Source organism: Kiloniella litopenaei (assembly GCF_000982415.1).
Lineage (GTDB): Bacteria > Pseudomonadota > Alphaproteobacteria > Kiloniellales > Kiloniellaceae > Kiloniella > Kiloniella litopenaei.
In genome coordinates this window covers 247,145-269,677 of the sequence record NZ_LANI01000002.1, presented here as the reverse complement: position 1 = coordinate 269,677, position 22,533 = coordinate 247,145, and the positions used below count along the sequence as shown (strand labels likewise).

At 47.2% G+C, this 22,533-nt stretch carries 20 protein-coding genes; 14 read left to right on the top strand and 6 right to left on the bottom strand.

Annotation, left to right across the window (positions count from 1 at the left end; genetic code table 11):
• Positions 1-287: 287 nt before the first annotated feature.
• The 5 genes from WH95_RS02870 to WH95_RS02850 all read left to right on the top strand — a co-directional run bounded on the left by WH95_RS02870 (position 288) and on the right by WH95_RS02850 (position 4,760).
• Entirely contained in the window at positions 288-821 is a 534-nt protein-coding gene (locus tag WH95_RS02870) for a DUF302 domain-containing protein (RefSeq protein WP_052741745.1), read from the top strand.
• A gap of 228 nt (positions 822-1,049) precedes the next feature.
• Positions 1,050-1,739 (top strand): class I SAM-dependent methyltransferase, encoded by a 690-nt coding sequence (locus WH95_RS02865; RefSeq protein WP_082113953.1) that lies wholly within the window; start codon positions 1,050-1,052, stop codon positions 1,737-1,739.
• A 206-nt stretch (positions 1,740-1,945) separates the two neighbouring features.
• A complete protein-coding gene (locus WH95_RS02860; protein WP_046502672.1) occupies positions 1,946-2,782 on the top strand; it encodes a substrate-binding periplasmic protein in 837 nt (278 codons plus the stop codon).
• Between the two features lie 258 nt (positions 2,783-3,040).
• Positions 3,041-4,150: a DUF2336 domain-containing protein gene (locus WH95_RS02855; protein WP_046502669.1), complete on the top strand. Its 1,110-nt coding sequence runs from the start codon at positions 3,041-3,043 to the stop codon at positions 4,148-4,150.
• Positions 4,151-4,517: 367 nt separating this feature from the next.
• Entirely contained in the window at positions 4,518-4,760 is a 243-nt protein-coding gene (locus WH95_RS02850) for a hypothetical protein (protein WP_046502667.1), read from the top strand.
• 183 nt (positions 4,761-4,943) lie between these two features.
• On the opposite strand, the gene WH95_RS02845 is transcribed toward WH95_RS02850, so the two are convergent.
• From WH95_RS02845 to WH95_RS02820, 6 genes are all read right to left on the bottom strand, one after another.
• Positions 4,944-6,647 carry a methyl-accepting chemotaxis protein gene (locus WH95_RS02845; protein WP_046502665.1) on the bottom strand — a complete coding sequence of 568 codons (1,704 nt, stop codon included), beginning with the start codon at positions 6,645-6,647 and terminating at the stop codon, positions 4,944-4,946.
• 112 nt (positions 6,648-6,759) lie between these two features.
• Positions 6,760-7,653, bottom strand: a complete 894-nt coding sequence (locus WH95_RS02840; RefSeq protein ID WP_046502663.1) for a DMT family transporter — start codon at positions 7,651-7,653, stop codon at positions 6,760-6,762.
• 319 nt (positions 7,654-7,972) lie between these two features.
• Positions 7,973-8,629 (bottom strand): hypothetical protein, encoded by a 657-nt coding sequence (locus WH95_RS02835; protein ID WP_046502661.1) that lies wholly within the window; start codon positions 8,627-8,629, stop codon positions 7,973-7,975.
• Positions 8,630-8,782: 153 nt separating this feature from the next.
• Positions 8,783-9,400 carry a LysE family translocator gene (locus tag WH95_RS02830; RefSeq protein WP_046502659.1) on the bottom strand — a complete coding sequence of 206 codons (618 nt, stop codon included), beginning with the start codon at positions 9,398-9,400 and terminating at the stop codon, positions 8,783-8,785.
• 320 nt (positions 9,401-9,720) lie between these two features.
• The gene (locus WH95_RS02825; RefSeq protein ID WP_046502657.1) at positions 9,721-10,752 is read right to left on the bottom strand and encodes a polyprenyl synthetase family protein; all 1,032 of its coding nucleotides are present in this window, start codon (positions 10,750-10,752) and stop codon (positions 9,721-9,723) included.
• Positions 10,753-11,167: 415 nt separating this feature from the next.
• A complete protein-coding gene (locus WH95_RS02820) occupies positions 11,168-11,872 on the bottom strand; it encodes a glutathione S-transferase family protein (protein WP_204247679.1) in 705 nt (234 codons plus the stop codon).
• Positions 11,873-12,030: 158 nt separating this feature from the next.
• Here WH95_RS02820 and WH95_RS02815 point away from each other — a divergent pair, with 158 nt between their 5' ends.
• The 9 genes from WH95_RS02815 to WH95_RS02775 all read left to right on the top strand — a co-directional run bounded on the left by WH95_RS02815 (position 12,031) and on the right by WH95_RS02775 (position 22,466).
• On the top strand, positions 12,031-12,972 hold the full coding sequence (locus WH95_RS02815; RefSeq protein WP_046502653.1) for a LysR family transcriptional regulator: 942 nt from the start codon (positions 12,031-12,033) through the stop codon (positions 12,970-12,972).
• Between the two features lie 42 nt (positions 12,973-13,014).
• Positions 13,015-13,323: a putative signal transducing protein gene (locus WH95_RS02810; protein WP_342667114.1), complete on the top strand. Its 309-nt coding sequence runs from the start codon at positions 13,015-13,017 to the stop codon at positions 13,321-13,323.
• Complete coding sequence (locus tag WH95_RS02805; protein WP_046502650.1) at positions 13,323-14,093, top strand: tRNA1(Val) (adenine(37)-N6)-methyltransferase; 771 nt, start codon at positions 13,323-13,325, stop codon at positions 14,091-14,093. The genes WH95_RS02810 and WH95_RS02805 overlap by 1 nt, the downstream gene beginning before the upstream one ends.
• A gap of 108 nt (positions 14,094-14,201) precedes the next feature.
• Positions 14,202-15,098 carry a S49 family peptidase gene (locus WH95_RS02800; protein ID WP_046502648.1) on the top strand — a complete coding sequence of 299 codons (897 nt, stop codon included), beginning with the start codon at positions 14,202-14,204 and terminating at the stop codon, positions 15,096-15,098.
• Between the two features lie 107 nt (positions 15,099-15,205).
• Entirely contained in the window at positions 15,206-15,457 is a 252-nt protein-coding gene (locus WH95_RS02795; protein WP_046502645.1) for a hypothetical protein, read from the top strand.
• Between the two features lie 92 nt (positions 15,458-15,549).
• Positions 15,550-16,569 carry a glycine--tRNA ligase subunit alpha gene (locus WH95_RS02790; protein WP_245622930.1) on the top strand — a complete coding sequence of 340 codons (1,020 nt, stop codon included), beginning with the start codon at positions 15,550-15,552 and terminating at the stop codon, positions 16,567-16,569.
• Between the two features lie 4 nt (positions 16,570-16,573).
• Positions 16,574-18,727 carry a glycine--tRNA ligase subunit beta gene (glyS, locus tag WH95_RS02785; protein ID WP_046502642.1) on the top strand — a complete coding sequence of 718 codons (2,154 nt, stop codon included), beginning with the start codon at positions 16,574-16,576 and terminating at the stop codon, positions 18,725-18,727.
• Positions 18,728-18,735: 8 nt separating this feature from the next.
• On the top strand, positions 18,736-21,396 hold the full coding sequence (gene ppdK, locus WH95_RS02780; protein ID WP_046502639.1) for a pyruvate, phosphate dikinase: 2,661 nt from the start codon (positions 18,736-18,738) through the stop codon (positions 21,394-21,396).
• Between the two features lie 656 nt (positions 21,397-22,052).
• Positions 22,053-22,466 (top strand): rhodanese-like domain-containing protein, encoded by a 414-nt coding sequence (locus WH95_RS02775; protein WP_052741744.1) that lies wholly within the window; start codon positions 22,053-22,055, stop codon positions 22,464-22,466.
• Positions 22,467-22,533: the final 67 nt, after the last annotated feature.

Here is a 22,533-nt window from a genome sequence, read left to right as displayed (position 1 = left end):
TTCACTCTGTAAACCAGTCATCCCGTTGGCTGGTGCCAGATGGTTGGTGCCAGAGGATTGGAGGGAAAACAGCGTATTCGTTCATCACGAAGTGGTGAGGCGTGTTGTCATACAATCACACTTATGGTGCTATCAAGCATATATGGGCGGCCATGTCGCGTAAATAGCAGCTATCGGAAACAAATATCTTGTGACGGTGTGTCGGGCTTCCTACTTAAATATTCACTTATTTTTTTCAGGCTTATTCAGTGTTTTAAATTCTTAGTTTTTAAGGCAGGAGAAATCATATGATCAGACGGCGTTACAGTTTAATCGGACTTTTATTGAAATCACTCCCTTTATTAACAGTGTTTTTGTTCGGAAGTGTTGTTTCGTCGTCTTTGTTTGTGTCTGGTGTGATGTCAGAGGTGCAGGCGGATCAGGGCTATCCCTATGAAGGAATGGTTGTTGTGAAAACAGAAAAATCATTCAAAGCTCTTGCTGATGATTTAAAGGCTTCTATCAAAGAAAACAAAATGGGGCTTGTCACCCGTGCGAGTGCATCTGCTGGTGCAGCCAACGCGGGGATTACTATTCCGGGAAACATGGTTGTTGGTGTATACCGAAATGATTTTGCCAGACGTATGTTGACGGCGTCAGTACCCGCGGGAATAGAAGCACCGATCCGATTTTACCTGACAGAAAGCGGTGATGGCACATCTGTTCTGACCTATCGTAAACCAACCGCTGTCTTTGCACCCTATAACTCTGCTGATCTGGATGCTATGGCAAAAGAACTGGACGATATATTCGAAGCAATTGCCAAGAGGGCAACCGAATAACCCTGCCTTTAAAAATTGATAATCTTTGTACTGTTCTGGTGAAAATTTGCGATATCCAGAGGGGCAAGGATGGTGACCGTTATGGCTTTACCCCTATGATTTGATGGTTTAGAGAGATATCCTTGATCAACTCTCTAATCTCGCCTCGACTGCACCTCGCTGGTCCTCGAAGGTCGTTGGTTCTCAAAGCCGTTGGTTTTCAAAGCCAATGGTTCTCGAAGGATGGTAATGAAGCGCTACTCTAAAGATACTCAGGACGAAAACGGCCAGGATAAAAACGGGCAGGATAGAAACGGGCCGAACAAAACTGAGGACCAATCCTTGTCCAAGGATCATTTGATTTGTGATTTTACCGGGGGCGCGGTCGGGCATCGTTTGAAATTTGGTGGTGGCAGAGGACAAGCCCTTCCCAAAGCAGCAGGCTTTACCAAAGGCCGAACACCCACTGTTATAGATGCGACAGCCGGATTTGGACGTGACGCCTTTCTTTTGGCTTCATTGGGGGCAGAAGTTACCTTGATAGAACGCTCTGCCGATGTTCACGGGATGTTGCGCGAAGGGCTGGAACGTGCAAGCTGTGCAGGGGGACAGGTTGCCGATATTGTTTCCAGAATGACGTTGCTTTTTGGGGATGCAAAAGAGTTGCTGCCAGAGCTATCGGCCGATGTTATTGTTGTCGATCCAATGCACCCGCCACGTAAAACCAAGGCGTTGGTAAAAAAAGAGATGCGTGTGCTTCGTCAGTTTGTCGGGGCTGATCCAGATGCCGAAGATCTGGTTAAAGTGGCCTTGGAGGTTGCAAAAAAACGTGTTGTTTTGAAATGGCCAGCCAAGGGAGATCCCTTGCCAAATATCAAGAAACCTTCCCACCAGTTGATGGGCAAATCAACGCGGTATGATGTGTTTATGTTGGGGTGAAGACCTTGGGGTGAAGATGTCGGGATAAATTTTTATCCCTGAATTTTGCTATTTTAAAATTCTGGTTTGCCTGGTTTCCGAAAATCAGGATAATTTCCTATCGCCATTATTATCTGTTATTATAGTATTATGATATGGTTGATGAGCTTCTTGTTATTTTCTTACGAGAGTTGGTTTTTGTCCTCATTTAGGGGATATTTTTACTGATGCCTGTTCTGTCATTTTTCAAATCTTTGCCAATCATCAAACCCTTTTTGGCGCTTATACTTTTCACAGGTGTCGTCGGTCTTTATTCCGATGATGTCTTTGCCGATGGTGGTACTGAAAAGTTGGTGGTTGCGTCTATTGACTGGTGCCCACAGCTGTGTCCAGAGGGCGAGCAAGAGGGGTATATCATGGACACTGTAAAAGAAATTTTCGCAGATAGTCCATTTGATCTAGAGGTGGTGACCTATCCTTGGTCAAGATCAATTCACATGACACGGACCGGAGAAGTGCACGCCCTGTTATCACCTGCGCGTGCCGAAGCCCCGGATCTTTTGTATCCAAAGGAAGAGGTCGGGGCGCAAAAGATGTGCTTTTTCACATCACGTGGGGCTGCGTGGACCTATCAGGGGAAAGCCTCTTTAAAGGGACAAATGATAGGTATTGCACACGATACATCAATTGAAGAACTTAACGATTATATTGCTGAAAATAAAGAAGGCTTTCACTTTTTAACCTATGGCCCCCGATACTTGCCATTAAGCTTTCGCATGGTTGATGGCGGACGTTTAAACAGCTTTCTTTTTACTTATAACTCCACAATATATGCGCTTCGAAAAGAGGGTTATGCAGATAAGATTGTATCTGCTGGCTGTGTCTCTAAAGCCAATGTCTATATGGCCTTTACCCCGGATCTTGAAAAAAGGGAATTTGTGTTAAAGGCGATGGAATATTTTGACCAAAAGATGGGGGAATTGGTCCAGGCCGGGCGCATTCCAGAGATTATGAAGTCTTATGGATTGCCCGATTGGAACGGTGCATTACCGACTTCGTTTTAATGCATTTTTTTATATAAATACTTTCTCGATTTTTATAACACGATGCTTTTTTTTTGGTAATTAGGTTGTAAGGTATTGATTAATAATAATTAAATCTCGTAATGACAGGTTTTTATTTTGTTGCGGGTATATAAAAAAATCACAGTATTTTATTTTTTTATTAAGCATGAATTAACTGGCTGTGACCATAATGTTCCTTGAAATGTTATGAATCCATGCCGGATGAGTAACCAACGGTTTGAAAGAAGCTGGAGAACCATGAGTCTTACGCAACAAGATGTAGCTAAATTATTGGCAGATTCCTCGCCAGAGGTGAGGGCAGAGACCACAGTTAAAGTTGCTTCACACTTTGAAGCGAAAGAATTTACCGATGAAGAAAAAGCGGTTGCGGAAGATATTTTCCGGGCTTTGGTTAAAGATGCCGAAATTGTTGTTCGGGAAGCCTTGGCCAACTCTCTCAAGGTTGCTGATGATCTTCCGAAAGATGTAGCGCTTGCCATGGCTGCAGATGTTGAATCCGTCTCGCTGCCTGTGTTGAAGTTTTCGGATGTTTTTTCAGACGAAGATTTGATTAACATTCTAAAGTCAGAAAGCGCAGCGAAACAGGAAGCTATTGCTTTACGCCCCAGTGTGTCCGAGGCTGTTTCAGACGCTGTGATTGACACCGGGAATGAAAATGCCGTTGCAAAACTGGTTGCAAACGAAGGGGCAACGATAACCGAACAGGGTTATGGCCGGGTGATGAACGAATATAAAGAAAGCGAGATCGTTGCGGGCTCTCTTTCCAGGCGTCCCTCATTGCCAGCTTCTGTTTCTGAGCGTTTGATGAATTCCCTTTCGGATCGCCTGAGGCACTATATCGTTAGTCGACATGAACTGGATTATGATCAGGCGTCTAACCTTATTCTTCAGGTTCGTGAACGTGCGACGGTATCCCTTTTGAAAGAAGGATCAAGTCAGGAAGAATTGGAAAAGCTGGTCAAACAGCTTCACAAAGGCGGAAAGCTAACACCATCATTGGTGCTACGCGCCCTTTGTTCCGGTGATATGATGTTCTTTGAAACGGCAATGGCAGAGCTGGCGGGTATTACCCTGACCAATGCGCAGGCACTTATCCATGACGAAGGACAACTCGGCCTTAAGTCCCTTTATAAAAAAGCTGGCATGTTGATGGCGTATTTCCCTTTTGTGAAGGCGGCTATACGGCTTTATCGGGAAATGGAATACAGTGGTGAGGGGAATGATCGTGAAGTCTTTGCCAGCCGCCTGTTGGAACGTTTGCTGACTGTGTTTGAGCTGCCTGACGAAGAGCTAAGTCCAAACGAAGTGGAGTATCTGGTCACGAAACTTCAGCAATACTCGGCCTGAGTTATACGGCCAGTAAGGAAAATTGAAGCCAGTAAGGACTGACTCGTAAGGACTTTCGCTCGTAGAGAGTTTAAGTTAGTCAAAAAGATATATCACTTCGTATCGTGTTCGAACGTTTGTAGCAATAAGCGGCCTTGTAAACAGGCCGCTTATTTTATGTGCTTCATTTCCTTAATTGACACATTATCTATTCAAAATCCAAATCCAAGTCGCATGCCTTATGGGTTTTCTGGTTCTTCTTGTTTCTCGTGGTTTTTTCACAGATTTTAAGGGCATTCATTGTTCTTTGACTGCCGAGGTCTTGTAAAACTGTGACAGGGGGAATAAATCGAACGGGTAGAGTTTAACGCCGTTCAAAGATATTAATATGCCCGGACCTGATTTATTCCTGACCCTTATCATAATGTTCACAGGTCTCGTGGTGATATTACTTGCGGGTTGGTGGGCAAAAAGGCCAAGGGTTCCGGGCACAATTCGTTGGGTTTCGCCAACCGCAATACAGTTTGCAGCATTGATTGTAATTGTTCTGATGGTGCCGCATTTGGTCGGGCTGTTGGGGGGACAGGATTTTGTTGCGCATATGTCAGCAAACAGATCAATGGGGCGTTAATGCGGGGTGTTAATGTGGAACTTTCATGTTCGGGAACATTGATGGATCTTGTCGTACAAGAAAATAGAAGTACGGCAACAAAAGCGTATAAAAAAAGAAAAGTGATACTGGAATAAAAAGAACAGGCCCCGATGGGGGGATTTATCGGGGCCTGTCCATTAAACAAAAGTTAGGGGATGGAGATCAAGCGACCCTAACCTTGCTTAAAAAGGCTTCTACTTCTTTACCTAACTGGTCTGCGTTATCGGTCATTTGGGTAATCATACCTTCCACAGCCTGAGCCGCAGCATTCGCATTTTCGGCAGTGCTTCGAACGCGATCAACGGTATCTGTAACCTGCCCTGTGCTGTATGACGCTTCTTGCACATTTTGGGCAATATCCTGCGTCGCTTGGTTCTGGCGTTCGACTGCTTCGGATATTGTACCAGATATTTCATCGATTTTGGTAATAATATCTTGAATACCCTTGATTGCACCAACAGCAGTTCCTGTGGCTGATTGCATAGAGGTGATCTGTTCAGAAATTTCCTCGGTTGCTTTTGCAGTCTGTGTCGCCAGGGATTTTACCTCGGACGCCACAACGGCAAAGCCTTTGCCTGCTTCGCCTGCGCGGGCGGCCTCAATAGTGGCGTTCAGGGCCAGCAGGTTTGTTTGTTCTGCAATGTCGGAAATCAAACCAACCACATCGCCAATTTTCCGGGCAGCTTCTGAAAGGCCCTCGACCTCTTCATTTGTCTTCTTGATCTGGCTAACAGCTTCGGTTGCGACCGTGGAAGACTCGCGTACCCGTGTGTCAATTTCTTCAATAGAGTTGGTTAACAGTTGCGAAGCATTGGTAACGGCATTAACGCTTTTTGAGGCCACGTGACAGACCTCGACAATGGCACTTGCTTCGCTACTGGTTTCACCGGCAATTGCCGCCATTTCCTGTGCGCCGGCACTGGATTGAACGGCACTGTTTGCAACCTGTTGGGTCAGGGCACCAACGGACTGTTCAAAGTTACTGGCAAGTTCGGCCAACATAGCCTGTTTTTCATCATTGGCACGGCGTTGTTGTTCTTCCTGTTCCGTTTGCAAGCGTTCACGTTCAACAGCGTTGGCGTGAAAGACCTCCATCGCAGATGCCATGTCTTTGATTTCGTCATTGAATTTTGGCTGTGGAACCTCGGCATCCGTTTTACCGTGGGCAAGGTCCATCATAGCCTGGGTCATTTTACCCAAGGGTGATGTTATGCTGCGGGTGACTGCAACAGAAATGACAATGGTAACGGCCAATATGGCCAGCATGATACCAATAAGAAGCTGAGTGCGCTCTAACAGCGCCGCATCAAAGTCGTCCATATAAACGCCTGTGCCGATAATCCAGCCCCAGTTGGTATACTTCTGAACATAAGACAATTTTTCAACGGGGTTTTCAGATCCAGGCTTGGGCCAGAGGTAATCAACAAAACCACCACCTGTTTCTGAATTATTTACAGTATTGACGAAGGCAGGAAAGATAAGCTTGCCGTTTTTATCTTCCAGTTTGCTGAGATCCTTGCCTTCCAATGCGGGCTTGATCGGGTGCATGATCATCACAGAGTCTTTATCATTAACCCAGAGATAATCGCCATCGCCATAGCGGATACCGTTGATGGCCGTTAAGGCAGCTTTTTTGGCTTCTTCTTCCGACATCTGGCCGTCTTGCGCACGTTTATAGTAGCCGTCGGACAAACTGATGGCTGCTTCTATGATGTGTTTCAGTTCGGTCTGTTTTTGTTGAAACAGATCGCTTCGTAAACTGCTAAGAGAAACGCCACCGACGATAAGTAGGCCCAGTGAGGCAAAGATAATCAATGCGATTAATCTGTGCCCGATACGGAACCCCGCTTTTTTTATTATATTCATCTGTCTTCCCGGTTCATATGAGGTCAGGAATACAAGCGTATGCCGAAAAGATTAAAAATATCTTTTCGCTAAATTAGTCTTGTTTTATTCTACCTTAGCGTAGGGGAATCGTCTATCCCAGAAAGATTAAGCCTGTCCCGAGAACAACAATCATTGCGCCAATCCAGGCCCCAATTGCCGGACGTTCTTTGGTTCTAAACCACATCAGGGGTAGCATGATAACCGGGGTTGTGGCGGACAAGGTCGCAACAATACCGACATCCCCGCGTGCCAGCGCATAAAGGATTAATGTCATTCCGACAAACATACCCAGAAAGCCAGATACAACAATGTGGGTAATGATCTGGCTATCAAGCTTGGTTTTGAGCTTAAAAGCCTGAACAGGGGCAGAGCAGAGGATGATCAGACCAATGGCGGTAATGCCGACCCGCATGGCGGAAACCGCAAAGGGGTCTGCCCCGGATGCCATCACCGGCTTTGCAATCAGTGAACCGACAGATTGACCCAGTGCAGCGATCAAACCGATGCCAACCCCAACAATCAAGGGACCTTTGACCGCTTCCCATTTGTGAAGTTGATCACGGCGTTTTCCATAAACAATGGCAAGAATAACCCCGCCAATAACAAGGATGGTGCCAAAAAGTGCCATGGGGGGGAGGGCTTCATCCAGAAAGATCCAACCCAATAGCGTGCTCATGGGGGCATTTGTCGAAAAGAGAATGGCTGTACGACGGGGGCCAAGCCTGTTCATTGTGGCAAAAAGAGCGGTATCACCCAGTAAGATACCAATAAAACCAGATAGCATTATTTCGGCAATCTGGTCTTTTTGAATTGTTTCCCAGCCCCCGAAAACAGTGACGTAACTGCCAAGCATGGCAAAGACAATAATCATGCGAACACGATTAAACCCGATGGTTCCAAGGCGCTCGACGGGCATCACGGATACAATACTGCCAATGGCCCAACAAGTAGCAGCAGAGAGGGCCGCAATTTCAACGAGAAACATAGGGTGTCCTGTTATAGAGGAATTGTGTTGGATACTTCTTTGGGTCTTGCTTCGTTATACTTGAACTATGTCCAGACCTTTTGCGACTTTAAAGGGATTGTGAAATCTGGCAAGCCGATAAAAACTATTTTGAATGATTAGTTTTTCTAATCCAGCCAAGGATTGGCGATCGTATATTCCTAATGGTCTTTGGGAAGCCCGGATGAATAAAATGAACCCCACGTAGATAACGTCAGTGACCTGTATGTTATGTACGCTACAAGTACGAGTAATGTCCCGAAAGAGAGATGGTAAACCAGTTCGGGAGAGTAAGGGGGCATTAGTTCTGGGGAGGGGTATCCACCTTTTTGGGGTCCCAGATCCGCCATAAGCTGATAATAGCCCACAGGCCGGGAATAGGTGCCAACAGGGTCAGCCATTCATCATCAAAAAGATTGCTTATTAATCCAAAGATCACAACAAAGGCAATCACAACCATAATGGTCTTTGTGGTTTTTGACGGTGGGGCCAGAACGCGTTTTTGCTTTGGCAGCGACTGTTGGTTTGATGAAAGCGCGGCATGTGGGTCCATGGTTGCCTTGGCCCAATCTGGCTCTGCCTTACCACCTGTATCACCGTTTCGCCAAACTCCATCAGCGGTTTCTTCGTCCACTATTTCAGCATCAATGACTTTGCCGGCGTGATTGCCTGCTGTGCTTTCGTTCTCATCCTTGTCGGTTTTTTTGTTCCCCAGGACCTTTGACAGCATGCCATCAAGCCAATCGCCAAGAATGGTTGCAAGCAGGGCTGTAATTCGCACAGAAATCCATACGGCGATGGCAATGGCAAGCATGATGCCGCCAAACTTTATAATTTCAAAGCCAGCCGGGATCTTCTGGTTTTTCAACATGACAACGCCGATGAAAACCAGCGGAACCAAAATGGCAAGTATGATGCTTAAGCGGCTAACCGCCTTTGTGGTTTTGAATTTATTCATGCTCTTTCGAACCGCACTACTCCCCTTGGCCTCGCTTTATTTGGCCGAACACTCACGCAGAGCAGCATAAATCATCCTGATTGATAGAGTGTTAACAGATCTTAACCACTCTTGCTAAGATGCCATCCGGCTTATGGCCTCGGAAAATGGTGGTTAGCTATTGTCGCTAAAGGCCAGTCTGAAACCAAAACCGGCAAAGGCCGCGGCTGTTGTTCTGCGGAACCAGCGCATGAAACGTTCACTTTTCAGGGCAAAATTGCCTATGAATGCAGCGAAGACCCCGTACCCGATAAAGACGATAAAAGTCATGACCATGAAGGCCAGACCTAATACAAAAGTATCCATCATCCATGTCGCTGATTTTGCCTCTACAAACTGGGGCAAGAAAGCGAGGAAGAAAATAGAAAGCTTCGGGTTTAGTGCATTAATTAGAGCGCCAGTAGAGATAATTTTTTTCGCACTGACAGGTAAGCGATCATTTTGTTCCAAAGAAACCGGGCCATTATCCTTAAATGTTTGGTATGCAAGATAAAGCAGATAGGCCACGCCAGCGAATTTAACGGCCTGAAACAAGAGCGCACTTGTGTGGAGGATGGCCGCGAGACCAAAAACAGCAGCTGCGAGCGCGGGGATAATGCCCAATGTACAGCCGAAAGCAGCCGCGATGCTGGCGGTGCGCCCGGCGGCCAGACCTGTCGCAATGGTATATAAAACCCCGGTGCCAGGAATTAAAATGATTACAATAGAGGTTAACAAAAATTCAAGCGTCATAAATTTTTACCTTATACAGATAAAACAAACACTGCGATCTAGCTGCTTGTTTTTGATCGGGTAAACGTCTGGAAAGGGTCCGATCAATCAAAATGAGGTATTAAAGTATAGGCTCTGTTTTTGTATGGCAATAAAAAGCATCAACCCGCAGCCTTCCGATGTGCGAACGAATACTATTCGGGGGGAAGTGATTTAATGTGCAAGTGCTGATTGGTGTGGGCCTTGAATGCCCAGATTTCGGTATGAATACAACAAAGCCCAAACAGTTTTCAATAAGATCCCAGCTTCAATGTGATCCTGTAAATCCTAGAATTCAAATCCTAGAATTCTCGGGCAATCGAGAACTGTACTGCGCCGATAAGAGCTGACTTTTCAGGGCTATCCGGGAAGATCTCTAGCTCTGCAATAGCTTTTTCAACATAGTCACGCGCTGTTGCCATGCTGTCTTCAAGTGCATTGTACTTGTTGAGCAAGGCAATAGCAGTATCAAGATCGTCATCATTCTGATCAAGCTTTTCAATGACGCGTTTCCAGAAAGCCTTCTCTTCATCGTTGGCTTTCTCATAGGCCAAAATGATTGGCAGGGTCATTTTCCCTTCGCGGAAATCATCCCCGACTGTTTTGCCCAACGCGGCTTGTTTGGCTGAATAATCAAGAATGTCATCAACAAGCTGGAAAGCAATACCGAGATACTGCCCATAATTTTCCAATGCCTGTTCTTCTGCTTTTGGACGTTCTGCAACCACGGCACCCAGCTGACAGGATGCCGCGAAAAGAACGGCTGTCTTGCCACTGATAACTTCGAGATAGGCGTCACGATCTGTTTCCAGATCGTTTGTGGTCATCAACTGCTGCACTTCGCCTTCGGCAATTATCGCAGAAGCATCAGAGAGAATGCGAATAACTTCGAGAGAGCTGTCGCGAGACATTAACTGGAAAGCACGGCTGAAAAGAAAGTCACCGACGAGGACGCTTGGCTTGTTACCAAAAATGGCGTTTGCCGTATCACGTCCGCGGCGTAGATCACTTTCATCCACCACATCGTCGTGCAAAAGCGTTGCCGTGTGAATGAATTCAATACAGGCGGCCAGACCATAATGACGGTCACCCTGATAACCACATAGTCTGGAAGAGGCCAGGGTTAACAGGGGGCGCAATCTTTTGCCGCCAGCAGCAATCAAATGGCCAGCCAATTGCGGAATGAGAACCACGTTGGATTGCATGTGTTTCATGATCAAGGCATTCACAGCCTGCAAGTCATCGGATACGAGATCCATGAGGACTTCCATACCGTTTGGAGACCCGGTATTCGAGCCTTTCTGATCTGACTTTACATCCGCAGCAATGGCCACGTTCTTCCCCTAAATATTCCCTGTGTCCATCAGGTCAACCTTTGGTGACTTTCGGACTGTTATTCCCGATAGGTCGTTCTTATAGGAACCCGCTGGGGGAGTAAACCGGATAACGGTATTTTTATAAGGGTGTGACCATAAGAAACAGAAAAAATTTCTCACGCTCGGCGCATCTGTTATACGCAGGACATATATTGGTGGTGTTGAAATAGTTCATGAAGCAACCGCATAATTGTTCTGATTACCGGTGCCTGCCTTCCCATGCGTAATTACCCGTGTAGTTGTTCTCTGCTTTTGGCTGATCGGTATATTCCTGATTCCTGTTTTGGGTTCCCGTTTTTGGTGCTCGTTTTTGGTTCCGGGGTCTTTGGGCCCGGATGTCTTTTGGTATCAGCTGTTTTAATCGGGAAATCTTTCAGGCTGCCTTTTGTTCGATTTTCTGTGAAAGATAGGAATCTTTTTTGATCAGAAAGTCGATTAGACGTGACTGGTAATTTTCTGGAACGGCCTGGATCACCGAGGGGCGCCGGGATAATGTGGCACGATATTTCTTTACCCGCGGCGTACTTGGGAAAAAGTTGTCAGAGATAAAAAGCTCAAAAGTATCAAAGTAACGAAATATTGGACCATACACGGCATCAATGAATTGAAAATCGTTCGAGGCAAAAAAGTCTGTATCCCCCAATTGTGCCTCAAGCTGTTCGAATTTACCGATAATGACAGCGCGTTTTTCCCGAAAGGTTTTTGCGTCCGGGGCGCTGTAAAGCCCCGCAATAGAGGCAAGGATTGTTGATCCAAATTCAATCCATGATCGGTGTCTGGCTTTTTCAAAGGGGTCGGTGGGGTGTAGTGATCCTGTCGTGACTTCGTCCAGATATTCACCGATGACAGCTGATTCAAATAAAACCCCTTGTTCTGTCTGCAAAAGTGGCACCTTGCCAAGCGGAGAGATTGCTTTGAACCAATCAGGTTTGTCGGAAAGGTCAATGTAGGTGCGATTGTGAGGGATCTTTTTTTCATCCAGAATGATGATTGCCCGCTGTACATAGGGACAAAGAGCAAAACTGACCAGATCGATTTGACCATTGTTGAATTTATTTTTTTCGTTGTTTGTCATCATTTTCTCCTGTCACGGGGAAGGATTTCATTGGACCAGAAGCACCCGTGGTTGACGATCCATTGGTATTATAAAATAGAAGGCAATTGTCCTTGCGCTTGTTATGATTTAATTTGTTCATTTGTGTGGTTCAATTAGTCGAAAATGAAAACTATCTTTGCATGAATGAACAGGGCGAGTATTGGCGTGATTTAAGAACGGTTTTGGCCGTGGCACAGGCCGGGTCACTTTCAGGGGCTGCACGTCAATTGGGGATTAGCCATGCAACTGTTTTTCGCCATATAAACCATATCGAAGAAAGGCTAGAGGCCAAGTTGTTCGAACGGAACAGGGACGGGTACGTTTTAACGACTGCGGGCGAAGCATTAACCCGCCGGATTGAACAATTTGATCAGGACCTGGTGGTGCTGGAACGTCAAATTCTGGGGCAAGAGCTGCAACCCCGTGGCTTGGTTCGAATAACGACCACGGACACATTATTGATCAATTTTCTTTCCCCCATCTTTGCCGATCTGCAACAGGCATATCCCGATATTGAACTGGAAATTGGATGTTCCAATGAACTGGTTAACCTGAACAAGCGCGAAGCAGAGATTGCGATCCGACCCAGTAAAATAAGCCCGGATAATATGGTTGGGCGAAAGCTGGCTGATATCCGGGTCGGTATTTATGGACGGGTTCAGGATCATCAATATCTGCTCGACGGAGCCAAAGAAATTGATAACCTGGACAAGTTACGGGAAATAAACTGGATCGGGCCAGATGAAAGCCTGGCTCATCTAAGGATTTATAAGTGGTTACAGAATAATAATCTCTATGGACAGGTGAAAACCAGATACAACAGCCTGTTGGCAGTTGCCGATGCGGTGCGTAATGGCGGTGGTATTGCCATTCTTCCTTGTTTTATGGCGGCTATTGATCCGACCTTGTTGGCCCTGAAAGCGCCATTAGAGGGATTTGATAATGAGCTCTGGCTTTTAACCCACCCGGCTTTACGCAAGGTTGGGCGCATTCGGGCTTGTATGGATTTTCTGGGCACAGAAATTCACAAAAAGAAGCATCTTCTTGAGGGGAACTTAAAGCATGCCGAAGATCATAGGTGATCTTCCCTTGCCGAGGGCTTGTTAGAGCGATAGTTTCCTGCGGTGAATAATCTGTCACAATTATTGCTGTTAAGTATGTATTGTGAAAAGTACCGGGTTTTGGGTGAACAGGGTCTAAGCGGACTGACGGGTGTGATCGAAATTTATCGAACCAACGATATTGTCAAACTTTCCTGGTTAGAGGCCTTGCTGTCTGATGCGGGAATAGAATGTGTCGTGCTTGATCAGCATGCTTCGATTATCGAAGGATCGATCGGAGCTATCCAGCGGAGAGTTATGGTTCTGGAAGAAGACGCACTGTGTGCGCGCCGTGTCCTTAGTGATGCGGGCGAGATAGAGGAAGGCGCCTGATGACCAACCTTTCCCAAGATCTTCTTAGTGAGTTACCCCTGACCGAAGATGAATTTATTGGTGGTAAGGTAACAGTTTTCCAACCTGCGAAGGGATATCGCGCGGGTATTGATGCGGTTCTTTTGGCGGCGACTGTTGATGTGAAACCCGGAGAGAAAATCCTGGATTTGGGCAGTGGTGTTGGTACCGCGGGCCTTTGTTTAATGGGGCGTGAACAAACTGCTAAGGTCACAGGGCTGGAACTGCAGGCCGTACTGTTTCAAATTGCACAAAAGAATAAACGGGCAAATAAGTTGGAAGAGCGCTGGTCTTTGGTTAATGGTGATCTGTTACATTTGCCAGAAGAGTTGCCTTTAGGATCATTTGATCAGGTTATGTGCAATCCGCCCTTTATGCCCAAGGGAACATCGCACGGTTCGCCTGATCCGATTAAATTGCTTGCCAATCACGAAGGCGAAGCGACTTTGCGTGACTGGATGTTGGCGGCGCTAAAGTTGGTCAAGCACAAAGGCGCGGTAACCATTATTCATCGGGCGGACCGTCTGGATGAAATTCTGTCAGTTTTTAGAGAAAAAAAAGCCGGGGCAATTGAAGTGTGTCCCTTGTGGCCTTATGAAGGACAACCAGCCAAGCGTGTGATTGTACGCGCCCGTCGAGGCATATCAAAGCCTATGATGATAACAGCCGGGCATAAACTGCATGAAACAGATGGCTCTTATACCGATATTATCGATGGGGCTTTACGAAGGGGGCTGGCGCTCCCACTTTAGGATGCGAAAAGATTTTTTGCTTTTGGTCCATAAAGTCGGGCTGTTCATGGTTGTGGGATTTCTTTTCAACAGTTACAAGTTTTTGGAACAATTTTAACAAGGCGCATTATGAAGCTGAAAAAGCTGTTAGCTAAACTACCTGTCGAACGTTTTCGCAATCCACCTGCAAAGGTTGCCGTGGTTTCATTGAATGGTGTGATCGGGGCCGCAGGGCCAATGCGATCCGGTCTTACACTTGCTTCTGTTGAAGATCAGTTGACGGAAGCTTTCAAGATGGATGATATCAAGGCTGTGGCGCTGTCGATCAATTCCCCGGGCGGGTCACCTGTTCAATCTGATTTGATTGGTCGAATGATCCGGGATCTTGCGGATAAACATGAAGTTAAGGTTTGGGCCTTCTGCGAGGATGTGGCTGCATCCGGTGGTTATTGGCTTGCTTGCGCTGCGGATGAAATCTACGCCATGGAATCATCTGTGATTGGATCAATTGGCGTGATCTCGTCTGGCTTTGGTTTTCCCGAGTTGATCAAGAAGTATGGGATCGAACGGCGTGTTCGTACGGCGGGTGACCTGAAATCAACACTTGATCCCTTTGAAAAAGAAAATCCAAAAGACGTCAAACGCCTCAAGGGTATTCTGACCCAAATCCATGAAAACTTTATGGATTGGGTTCGTGGACGCCGGACTGGCAAGCTCAAAGCCGATGAAAAAGAGATTTTCTCCGGTGAGTTCTGGACGGGTGTGACAGCCAAAGAATACGGCCTGATTGACGGTCTGGGATCAATGCACCAGATCATGCGCTTTGAGTATGGTGACAAGGTGAAGTTGATCAAGGTGGAAGGTAAAAAAAGCTGGTTAAAAGGTGTGTTGGGCCTCGGCGGCGGCGATGCGCTTATGAAAGGTGCCGGATTAGCTGGCCTGGGTGGCGTGAATGCAGCTGATATTGCTGGTGGTATGATGGCGGCTGTTGAAGAACGCGCGCACTGGGACCGTTACGGTCTATAGGTTGTTGGGACTGTAAATAGCCCGAAGCAAAGAAGGGAATTCGGAATAGTAAGCTTTCGGATTCCCATGACAAGAAAGACCGCAATACGCGGTATGGTTAGGATAGTATGTTCGGAATACCCTCTATAGGTAAGTTGCTAATACTCGGGTTGGTTATTGCCGGGGTTTATCTGTTTTTCAAAGCTGCTGGTCGGCGAGAGCAATCCCGTGGGAATGGCACGAAGAGAAACGGCGGGCATACACCTAGCCAAAATCAAGGAAATCAAGATGATAACGGATCACTGGATATGGTTCAGTGTCCGGCGTGCAAGGCCTATATTCCAGCCAAGAGTAAATGCTCTTGCGGGGGCAACGGCTAGAAGCGACAAAAAATATCTCGACTCCGGCATTGTGGCTGTTGATTCCAAATGCTGGTCATTATAAGTTCATTCAAATTTCGCACTGCAGCAAAATGACAAATAGCAATATGTCCCAGTCTGACGTTCAGAAGTCTGACGCAAAAAAGTCCGACGTTACACCGTCTGTCGCACCCAAGACCAAGGTCATTGTTGACCCTGAAAGGTGTGTGCAACGCCTCATTCTTAAGCTTCAGGATTATTGGGCGCGTCAGGGCTGCGTTATTCTTCAGCCCTATGACGTGGAAGTTGGGGCGGGAACATTCCATCCGGCAACAACCCTTCGGTCTTTGGGGCCAGATACGTGGCGCGCAGCCTATGTACAGCCATGTCGGCGTCCCACCGATGGTCGTTATGGGGATAACCCAAATCGTCTGCAGCACTATTACCAGTTTCAGGTGATTATGAAACCATCCCCTGCAAACTCGCAGGAACTATATCTGGGTTCATTGGATGCCATTGGCATTGATTCATCCAAACATGATCTTCGTTTTGTTGAAGATGACTGGGAAAGCCCGACGCTGGGTGCCTGGGGTCTTGGTTGGGAAGTGTGGTGTGATGGCATGGAAGTCAGCCAGTTTACCTATTTCCAACAGGTTGGTGGCATTGAATGTAATCCGGTTCCTCTGGAACTCACCTATGGTCTTGAGCGCCTGTTCATGTATGTTCAGGGCGTTGAAAATGTATACGACCTTGATTGGGACGGGGTTCCCGCCGAAGAAGGCGGTAAAACCTATGGCGATGTTTTCCATCAGAACGAAGTCGAATTTTCGACCTATAATTTTGAAGTTGCGTCGACAGATGAGCTTTTTGATCACTTTAAGGAAGCTGAGGCCGAGTGTGCCCGGATCTTGAAGTTTGGCGAAGCCAATGCCGAGAAGAACGGTAAAGCCAAAGGTAACCTGTTGCCCTTGCCAGCCTATGACCAATGTCTTAAGGCCAGCCACCTCTTTAACCTGTTGGATGCACGCGGGGTTATTTCCGTGACCGAACGCCAGGCCTATATCGGGCGTGTGCGGGATCTTGCAAAAGCGTGTTGTGAAGCCTGGAATAAAACCCAGTTGGAAGAGGTTTAAGGATATGTCTGAATTTCTACTTGAACTTCATTCCGAAGAAATCCCGGCGCGCATGCAGGTAAAGGCAGCGGCTGATCTTAAGAAAATTGTATGCGATCAGCTAAAATCGGCCGGTCTTGCCTATGTTGACGCGCGCTCTTTTGTGACACCGCGTCGTTTGGCACTGGTCGTTGATGGCTTGCCCGAAAAACAGCCTGATGTCAGCGAAGAGAAAAAAGGCCCCAAGGTCGGTGCGCATGAAAAGGCACTCGAAGGTTTTATGAAGGCCAACAGCCTGACGTCGATTGATCAGGCCGAAGTCAGAAATACGCCCAAGGGCGATTTCTACTTTGTGGTCAATGAAATCAAGGGACGAAACACCACCGAGGTTCTTTCCGAGATTGTTGTAGAGACCATCAAGGTCTTCCCATGGCCCAAGTCCATGAAGTGGTCCAAGAACTCTTTCCGCTGGGTCCGCCCGCTACATTCCATTTTGGCTGTTTTCAAGGGTGAAACCCTCAAGGGATCATTTGATTTTGGCAATCAGACGCTGGACTTTGGTAACAAAACCCGTGGTCATCGTTTTCTGGCACCAGATTGGTTCGAAGTTAAAAACCTGGATGATTACCTGCATAAGCTGCGCCTTGCCAAGGTTCTTGTGGATGAAAACGAACGCCGTGATCTGATCGAGACCCAGGCCAAGGCGCTGTGTACTGCCGAGGGACTAAGCCTGAAAGATGATCAGGGACTTTTGAATGAAGTCACGGGGCTGGTGGAATGGCCTGTTTTGTTGATGGGGCGTATTGCTGATCGCTTTATGACGGTGCCACACGAAGTCCTTTCGACTTCTATGAAAGAGCACCAGAAGTATTTCTCTGTCCTTGATGGGGACGGCAAGTTGGCTAATCGGTTTGTCTTTGCGGCAAACACCGAAGCGACAGACGAAGGCAAGACGATTATTGCAGGTAACGAACGCGTTTTGGCATCCCGTCTTTCAGATGCCGAGTTCTTCTGGGATCAGGATAAAAAAGACAAACTGGAAAGTCGTGTAGAAGGGCTATCTTCTATCGTTTTCCAGGCCAAGCTTGGAACACTGGCTGAAAAGATTTCCCGTGTACAGGATCTTGCTGAAGCTCTATCAGAACAGGTGGGCTGTGATGCTAAACAGGCACGCAGAGCCGCAGAGCTCGCCAAGGCTGATCTGAGCACTGGCATGGTCTATGAGTTTCCTGAACTACAGGGTATCATGGGCCGTTACTATGCCTTACATGATGGTGAAGCCCCGGAAGTGGCAGAAGCTATCGCCGAACACTATTCACCGCTTGGCCCTTCTGACGCCTGTCCATCAGCACCGGTTTCCGTTGCTGTGGCCTTGGCTGACAAGCTGGATACCTTGGTTGGTTTCTTCGGTATTGATGAACTGCCAACCGGGTCCAAAGATCCCTTTGCTCTGCGCCGTGCGGCATTGAGCATTATTCGACTAATTACTGAAAATGGCTTGCAGATTAATTTGAGGCAGCAGATCTCAGAAGCTTGTATAGCTTATCAAAAGACCGGGGCTAGTGCTGCAAAGCCATTAGGTCAAGATCCCCATATGGGAGCTGGCATTACGTTCTTCGATTCTGCTTTTAAAGACAATGTGAATGGTATCACTGATACCCTCATGTCCTTTATTGCTGATCGCCTCAAGGTCGCCTTGAAGGATAAAGGGGTCCGTCACGATCTGATTACGGCTGTCTTTGCCCTTGGGGACGAAGACGATCTGGTTCGTTTGCTGGCCCGTGTTGATGCACTTGCCGGATTGCTGAAAACCGATGACGGGGCCAACCTTCTGGCCGCTTATCGTCGGGCGGCGAACATCGTTCGGATCGAAGAGAAAAAAGATAAAACGGTATTCGATGCGACAGTCGATACTGTGTTGTTGCAACAGTCTGAAGAACAGGCGTTGCACGAAGCTCTGGAAGGAGCTTCCCAGGAAGCCACAAAGGCACTGGAACGTGAAGATTTCACCGGGGCGATGGCGGCACTTGCCGGACTTCGACCACCGATGGATGCGTTTTTTGATAAGGTAACGGTGAACGACGATGATCCGGCCTTACGAAAAAACCGTCTGTGCTTGCTATCTCGGATTGGTGTGATCCTGGGGCAGGTTGCGGACTTCTCACGAATAGAAGGATAGATGAGAACATGACCAAATGGGTCTACAGTTTCGGGAATGGCAAGGCTGACGGCAAAGCCGACATGAAGGAACTCCTCGGCGGCAAGGGCGCGAACCTTGCCGAGATGTCATCGCTGGGGCTTCCAGTCCCGCCCGGTTTTACCATCTCTACCGAAGTCTGTACGGCCTATTATGATAATGATCGAAACTATCCGGATGATCTTTCCGGTCAGGTTGATGAAGCCCTTGGCCAGATAGAAGATATCGTCGGCGTAAAGTTCGGTGACAACGCGAACCCTCTGCTTGTCTCTGTTCGTTCCGGTGCCCGTGCGTCCATGCCGGGGATGATGGACACTGTCCTTAACCTTGGCCTCAACGACATTACTGTCGAAGGTCTGGCCAAGGTATCGGGTGATGAACGCTTTGCCTATGACAGCTATCGCCGCTTTATCCAGATGTACAGTGATGTTGTTCTCGAAGTTGATCACCACTTCTTCGAAGAAGTTCTGGAACTTCACAAGGAAGATAACGGCCTGATCCTGGATACAGAACTTTCTGCTGAAGACTGGAAAGGTATTATTGTCCAGTACAAGAAGATTGTCGAAGAAGAATACGGCAAACCTTTCCCGCAAGATCCAAAAGAACAGCTTTGGGGCGCGGTATCTGCTGTATTCGGTTCCTGGATGAACGCCCGGGCGACCACCTATCGTAAACTGAACGATATTCCCGCGGCATGGGGAACAGCGGTTAACGTACAGGCCATGGTCTTTGGTAACATGGGTGATGACTGTTCCACAGGGGTTGCCTTTACCCGTAACCCGTCCACTGGTGAGAATGCTTTTTATGGTGAATACCTGATCAACGCACAGGGCGAAGATGTGGTTGCCGGTATCCGCACACCACAGAACCTGACCATCAAAGGCAAAGAAGAGCAGAACTCTGACCTTCCATCCATGGAAGAGACAATGCCAGAGGTATTCAAGCAGCTTGATGAAGTGCGCCATATTCTGGAAAAGCACTATCGCGATATGCAGGACATTGAATTTACCGTTCAGTCCAACAAGCTCTTTATGCTGCAAACCCGTGCCGGGAAGCGCACAACGGCTGCGGCGCTTCAGATCGCCGTGGATATGGTTGACGAGGGCTTGATCACAAAAGAAGAGGCGGTTGGCCGTGTTGAACCTGCTGCCCTTGATCAGCTATTGCACCCGACACTTGACCCCAAAGCCGAACGTAATGTTATCGGTCACGGCTTGCCGGCATCACCTGGTGCGGCATCCGGGCAGATTGTTTTCTCTGCGGATGAGGCCGAGAAGATGGCGCAGTCCGGTAAGGACGTTATTCTTTGTCGTACAGAAACATCACCGGAAGATATTCACGGGATGCACGCAGCCAAAGGTATTCTGACCTCTCGTGGCGGGATGACGTCTCACGCGGCTGTGGTTGCGCGCGGCATGGGCCGCCCCTGTGTATCCGGTGCGGGTGATCTGCGGATGGATTACAAAAACGAAACCATGATCGTTCGCGGTGAAACCCTGAAAGCCGGGGATATTATCACCATCGACGGCAGTAATGGTGAGGTAATGTCGGGGGAAATTCCGACGATCCAGCCTGAAATGTCTGGCAACTTTTCGACCCTGATGGAATGGGCAGACAGTATCCGGTCTATGAAGGTACGTACCAACGCCGAGACGCCGAATGATTGCCGTACTGCGCGTAGCTTTGGCGCAGAGGGTATTGGTCTTTGTCGTACCGAGCACATGTTCTTTGATGCGGATCGTATTGTTGCTGTGCGTGAAATGATTCTGTCGGATGATGAGGCCGGGCGTCGTAAAGCACTGGATAAAATTCTGCCGATGCAGCGTGAAGACTTTGTTGAGATCTTCAAGATTATGGCAGGACTTCCGGTAACAATTCGTTTGCTTGATCCACCACTGCATGAATTTCTGCCGCACGGCGAGGAAGAAATGCAGGACGTGGCCGATGCGGCTGGTGTGCCGATTGAAAAGCTGCACGCCCGTGCTGCAAAGATGTCTGAAACCAACCCGATGCTGGGGCACCGTGGTTGTCGTTTGGGGATTTCCTATCCGGAAATTTATGAAATGCAGGCCCGTGCTATTTTTGAAGCCGCAGCGCAGGTTTCAAAGACCGAAGGTCAGACAGTTGAGCCAGAGGTGATGATCCCGCTGGTTGGTATGAAGAAAGAGCTTGAGATCCTTAAGGCTTTGGTTGACCGCGTTGCCAAAGAGGTAATGGCTGCGGAAGGTGTTGAGATGACGTACCTTGTGGGGACGATGATCGAGCTACCGCGTGCCGCGTTACGTGCCGGGGATATTGCGGAAGAAGCCGAGTTTTTCTCTTTCGGAACCAATGACCTGACGCAAACAACCTTTGGTCTGTCGCGCGATGATGCGGGGAACTTCCTTGGTGCTTACGAGCGCAATGGCATCATCGAACAGGATCCTTTCATTTCTCTTGACCAGGAAGGTGTGGGTGAGCTGGTTGAAATCGCAGCAGAACGTGGTCGCAAGACCCGCGGAGATATCAAGCTTGGTATCTGTGGTGAACACGGCGGTGATCCGGCATCCATCAACTTCTGTCAGCAGGTCGGATTGAACTACGTTTCCTGTTCACCGTTCCGCGTGCCAATCGCCCGTCTTGCCGCAGCACAGGCGGCGATTAAAAAATAATAATATTGCTTATAGAAAAGCAGTTAGAAAAGGGTGGCTGTGGCCGCCCTTTTTGTTTGGGTGGATGTCCCGTCCTGTAATAAGTTTGAGATTTTAGGGGATAAAAGGCTCAATATAGCTATGTTGTTTAGCGTTCTTATTCTGACTTAAAGCGCCGATGTAAATATAGTTTTTATTAAGAGGATTAATTTTCTCTTTTCTTTTTCATGTAATCACCAGGTTGCTCTTGGTTTTATACACGTTATAGGTGATTTTTTTACATTTCTTTGAGTATATACCTACGACATTTTCGTAATTGCATTGGTTTAAATTACGAAAGAAAACCTGATTAGGTGCAGATTAATGTGGATAAAAAAGATAACATTGGCACCCTGATTTAGCTATTGCATCAGTTAACGAGTTAGAAAGAAAAACAACTTATAAGTAATTTAGGTCCAGAGTTAGGATATGGAGCTGAGTAATTATTTTTGTGTTGTAACTGTTGTCGTGGTTACTGGTGTATAAAGAAAAGTACGGTCTGTTCTGGTCTGAATAGATAATCATCAAAATAATAATGTTTCATAGAAAATAATCTGGATTATTTCCAAGTGCCGTTTGCTGCACTTGGTTAAGTGCTTGTGCTCGATTGAGTGTGTGTGATCAATTTGGAGATTAAAATGAAATATGTTTCTCGTATTTTAACAATCGTTTTTTCAATTTTTCTTACAACGTCGGTATCGGCAGACGAGGTATCTCCGACAGATGTTTCTGGTGCAACAACGGTTAACACTGCTGAGGCGAAAGCCCTTTTTGATGAAGGCGTTTATTTTGTTGATGTAAGGAAAGATTCTGATTGGGAAGCTGGTCGTGTGCCGGATGCAATTCATATTGAACTTAAAAAAGTTTTTAGTGATGAAACCCTGACAGCTGAAGTGGAAAAAGACGCTAAAGTTGTTATTTACTGCAACGGCGAAAAATGTTTGCGTTCTTCCCAAGCCGCAGCAAAAGCTGTCGAGTGGGGTTTTTCAAATGTTTACTATTACCGGGATGGCTTTCCTGCATGGAAGGCTGCGGGTAACCCTGTTGAATAAATCTGAATATGTAAGAGGTGAGGCGACTCACCTCTTCACGTGTATGAGTAAATGATTTGTCGGGGGT